Below are 3,874 nucleotides of genomic sequence, written 5' to 3'. Positions count from 1 at the left end.
AGAATCGTGTACAGGGTCGACTTAGATGCTTTGGGGTCTTTTAGTGAGCTATCCACTGCGCTGCGATATTGTGCGGCCTGCTGCTCAGTGATTACTCCCTCTTTTAATAACTTGTTAATTCGAACGTATTCAGACGCTCGTTTCTCAGCGTTTGTTTTGGCTTTCTGCTCGTAGCCATTCAGTGTGTTTAGGTCTGTTATGGATTCTTTGCGAATTCTGGCCTGTTCGGAAATTGCTTTGGTGATATCACTGTTCAGACTGACCACGTTCTGAAGAATATTCACATCCGCATTATTATTCGCGCCGTACTGCTGTGCCGCCGCACCTGTGGCCCCCAAGCCGCCGCCAGTGTAAGCGCCGGGGAGATTTTTCCTGGCTCTCTCTTGGGCCTGAGACAAAAGGCTCTCCAGCGTGTCGCCTCGGCCTATATTTAACATCGCATCCCAAGCGCCAGCTGCGGCAGACTTGATAGCGTTCCAGCCAGTTTCGAGGTAACCGAGATTCTGGGTAATTTGCCCTGAGCGTTGATTTACTGTGTCAGCATATGTGTTCATTGCCAGATCAGTTGCCGCCAGAGTGTCACCCTGTTCCTGAAGAGATTTGATTTGCTGATAAGTAGATGTTGTCAGGAAATTGTACTGGTCATTGAGCTTAACAATGGCGCTGACAGGATCTTCACCAAGCGACTGGAATTGCTTTACCAGCTCTTCAGTAGAGATAGCTCCAGTGCGGCTCATGTTCTGAATAGCTGTTCCAACCGACTCTAATTGCTGAGCTGTGTATTTACCTGTGCTATTTAGTGTTGCCAAAGCAGCAACGGCAGAGTGCTGCGTAGTATTGGTAGCACTGGCGATTTTTGCTGCCATTCCCTGCAACTGCCCACCAGTCACCCCCGCATAATTGCCTGTTAAGATGAGGCTTTTATTGAGCTCTTCGAGCTCGTCAGCGCCTTGATAGGCTGCTAATGCAAATCCGCCAACCGCGACCGCACTAAGTCCAAATATAGCGGTTAAAGGATTAATGGCACTGACCAGGGCTTTAGCTGCGTTGCCAATGCCCCCGAATGAATCCTTAATCTGTCCACCCTGCTGGATAGCGACCAAGTAGATGGGCATTCCAGAAGCCAACGAAGTGACTACGTCAGTAATCTGCATCGGTAGCTGGCGCATTGCCTGGCGGTACTGCCCAGCAGTAATAGAGCCCTGTCTGAAAGCACTTTCCTGCTCCCGAAGTCTTGCAATGAAAGGCGCGGCTTGTGTCGTAACACCAAGCTGAGCCGCCTTCATCTCCAGGATTTCAGAACGGGTTTTGTTTATGGCGTTTGCCTGGTCCTGCAATGAATTAATAAACGACTGGCGCATTGTTTCAGAGCGTTTAAGCTCTGCCGCTTCTGCCCTTTCCGCAGCTTCCTGCTGAGCTATAGCCTCCCTCAATCCGCGAGATGAAATTGCCGCGGCACGCTTCTGATCAGCTTCCCTTGCGATAGCTCGTTCTTGCTCACGCAGGCTTGCTATCAGTGGCGCGGCCTGTTCCGAAATGCCTAATTGTGCCGCCCGGTATTCTGCTGCATCAGCCTTTGATGCGCGGAATAATGCTGACTGCTCGCCAAGCTTAGAAAGAAAGGCATCCTGTGCCAGCGCAACTCGCTTAGTAGCATATTCAAGCTGCAATTTTGCCCGACCATCCTCTGTTTCAGCATCAACCAGACGACCGAGCTTTTCTCTGGTTGTTTCTATCGCTTGGCTGTAAACAGTAAACTGGTCATCGTTCACCATTCCTTTCTGTTGAAATGATGAAAGCTTTTCCTGGATTTCCTGAAGCTTATTCAGCGCATTAGTTGCGGGGCTTATTTTATTTAGAAGGTTCTGTAATTCTTTTGCCTGATCTGAAGCGGCTTTCGCCCCTCCAGACAGCTCTTTAACCACCTTTTCTCTGACGCTAGCCCCTGCACGAAAAGACGAATTAAGATCATCAGCCCCTTTCCCCGCCTTCTGTGCTTTGTCTGCAAATTTATCCAGTTCGTTGCTGGCGTTCTGAATGTCGCTAACATTCGCCTTCAGAACGATGTTGGAAATCTCAGTCATGGATAGCCCCTACCCGTTTTTGTGAATAACGCGGAGAGCAGAAGCCTCCATAACCCTGATGTCGTGTAATGCGCTTGCCTCGTCGCTGATGCCGTGAACCTTCATCAGCCAGGGAAGAATGTTGTAATCCAGACCTGTCACGCCCCCCATTCCTGTGCGCCATTGCGTGTACATCGCCTGAAACACCTGAAATGCCGGCCATACATCCGGCCACACATCAATCTCGGTCACGTCGATGTCGTCAGGGGTGAGGAAGAAAGTCGCCAGTTCATCAGGCGTGGGATCAGGCGTAAAACATGCCTCGGCAAGCGCTGTTAGTTTTTTTCGCGGACTGAATACAGCTCTTTGGTAAATGCAGTGGCAATAGAATCGAAGGCGCGCGGGTAGTTCTCCAGCAACATGAGAAGACTTTCACGGTTAAATTCCGCGTCAATGTTCCAGCTCTCGATCACCTGCTCCAGATAAGCTACAGATGATTCATTGCTGAATTCACCGCTTTCTGCTGCTTTCTCGGCTTGTGCTTTAAGCTCTTTCTCAAGCTCTGCCATCTGAGTGCGCGTTTTATGGCGAACGGTCAACGTAACTTTCCCTTCATCCTGACCAGGGCGAGGGATTGTTACGTCAATTTTGAATGTTGGATTAGGGTTCAGTGTGAACTTAGTAGCCATGTGTTATCTCGGTAAAGCCCCTTTCGGGGCTGAAGGTGATTAACTGCCCGGAGTTACGTCAGCATCTTTGTAGAATGTGGTGCCTTTCGACTGCACAGCAAATGAAGCTGTGACAGTTTCGATCTGGTTGATAACCGGATTTGGTTCCCCATCGAATGAAGGCACAACAGACCAGTAGCGGGTTTCCTTTGCCTTAGGAACATACATTCGCATTGGCAAGGTATCCCCGGCGCGATCGGCTTGCTTGAGCACGTCATAAAACGGCTGGTCAGAGTCGTGGGCAATGGTATAAGTCTGCGTCTTGGCTGCCTTGTATGTGGGCAGGCTGCGCTGGGTATCATCTTCCAGAAACTGGAATTGATAATAGTTTTGGTCGCCACCAGACGAAGCAACTTCAGTGATCTGTGGGATCTGAACCCATGAGTCGTCGCTGACCACTTGAAGTGAGCCAGCGCCACTGCCGACGAAGACTCTGGTATCGGAAGTGTTTACCCCGCCAAGGGTGACTGATGTCGCCGTTGCAGCGATAACTTTAGCTACCAGATTATCCAGAGCCGACCAGCCAGATTTAAGTAGAACAGTATCGCCTTCACTGACGCCGCCGCCAGAGATTGTCAAAACTGCGTTTGAAGCGTTCGAGATTGCATTAATTGGGATCGAATCCGCGAACTCATTGGCTACGAACACAGTCGCGCCATTTGGTAGATGGAAGGCCATCAGCATTACCTCATACAAAAAAGGCCGCCATCTGGCAGCCTGGTTGAAAGATTTGGATTATTTACGCTTTGTCTGCGCGATATGTCATTGAAACGGGGATGGTATAGCTGGTGTCGTTCTGAATGCCTGGATAAATCGTTGGTTCGCCGTTGATATAAAGCTCTATGCCTTCAGCAGGTATTTCCTGACCATCAAGGAACAGGTCGCAAATCTGTTTTGCCACTGCCAGCCCGGATGATTTACCACGTTGTGCCGGGACGATGACGCTGACCTGATAAACGCCAGGATAGACTTTGCACTTACGGGCAAGGTCTATGCTGTAAGGCATAGATGGAAGCACGTGGGACTGAAGCCATATTTCATCAACAGGCGGATCGAAGCTGACATGAGCCTGTACATAGATTT

General features: G+C 49.9%; 5 protein-coding genes. All 5 read right to left on the bottom strand.

What is annotated here, in order from left to right; translation table 11 throughout:
• A partial coding sequence (locus NG99_RS27350; RefSeq protein ID WP_198138840.1) for a phage tail length tape measure family protein occupies nucleotides 1–2,084 on the bottom strand: 2,084 nt, incomplete at its 3' end.
• A gap of 9 nt (nucleotides 2,085–2,093) precedes the next feature.
• Entirely contained in the window at nucleotides 2,094–2,351 is a 258-nt protein-coding gene (locus NG99_RS27345; RefSeq protein ID WP_072017695.1) for a DUF1799 domain-containing protein, read from the bottom strand.
• Between the two features lie 47 nt (nucleotides 2,352–2,398).
• On the bottom strand, nucleotides 2,399–2,752 hold the full coding sequence (locus NG99_RS27340) for a phage tail assembly chaperone (RefSeq protein WP_034900069.1): 354 nt from the start codon (nucleotides 2,750–2,752) through the stop codon (nucleotides 2,399–2,401).
• 39 nt (nucleotides 2,753–2,791) lie between these two features.
• Nucleotides 2,792–3,469 carry a phage tail protein gene (locus NG99_RS27335; RefSeq protein ID WP_034900066.1) on the bottom strand — a complete coding sequence of 226 codons (678 nt, stop codon included), beginning with the start codon at nucleotides 3,467–3,469 and terminating at the stop codon, nucleotides 2,792–2,794.
• A 61-nt stretch (nucleotides 3,470–3,530) separates the two neighbouring features.
• A partial coding sequence (locus NG99_RS27330) for a phage tail terminator-like protein (protein WP_034900064.1) occupies nucleotides 3,531–3,874 on the bottom strand: 344 nt, incomplete at its 5' end.

This window comes from Erwinia typographi, assembly GCF_000773975.1.
Lineage (GTDB): Bacteria > Pseudomonadota > Gammaproteobacteria > Enterobacterales > Enterobacteriaceae > Erwinia > Erwinia typographi.
The sequence above is the reverse complement of the archived record's forward strand: the minus strand, read 5'-3'. Positions and strand labels throughout refer to the sequence as shown.

Bases quoted from the DNA above. Each gene is read 5' to 3' on its own strand.
- NG99_RS27340 (WP_034900069.1), bottom strand. From the start codon at position 2,752: ATGGCTACTAAGTTCACACTGAACCCTAATCCAACATTCAAAATTGAC.
- NG99_RS27335 (WP_034900066.1), bottom strand. From the start codon at position 3,469: ATGGCCTTCCATCTACCAAATGGCGCGACTGTGTTCGTAGCCAATGAG.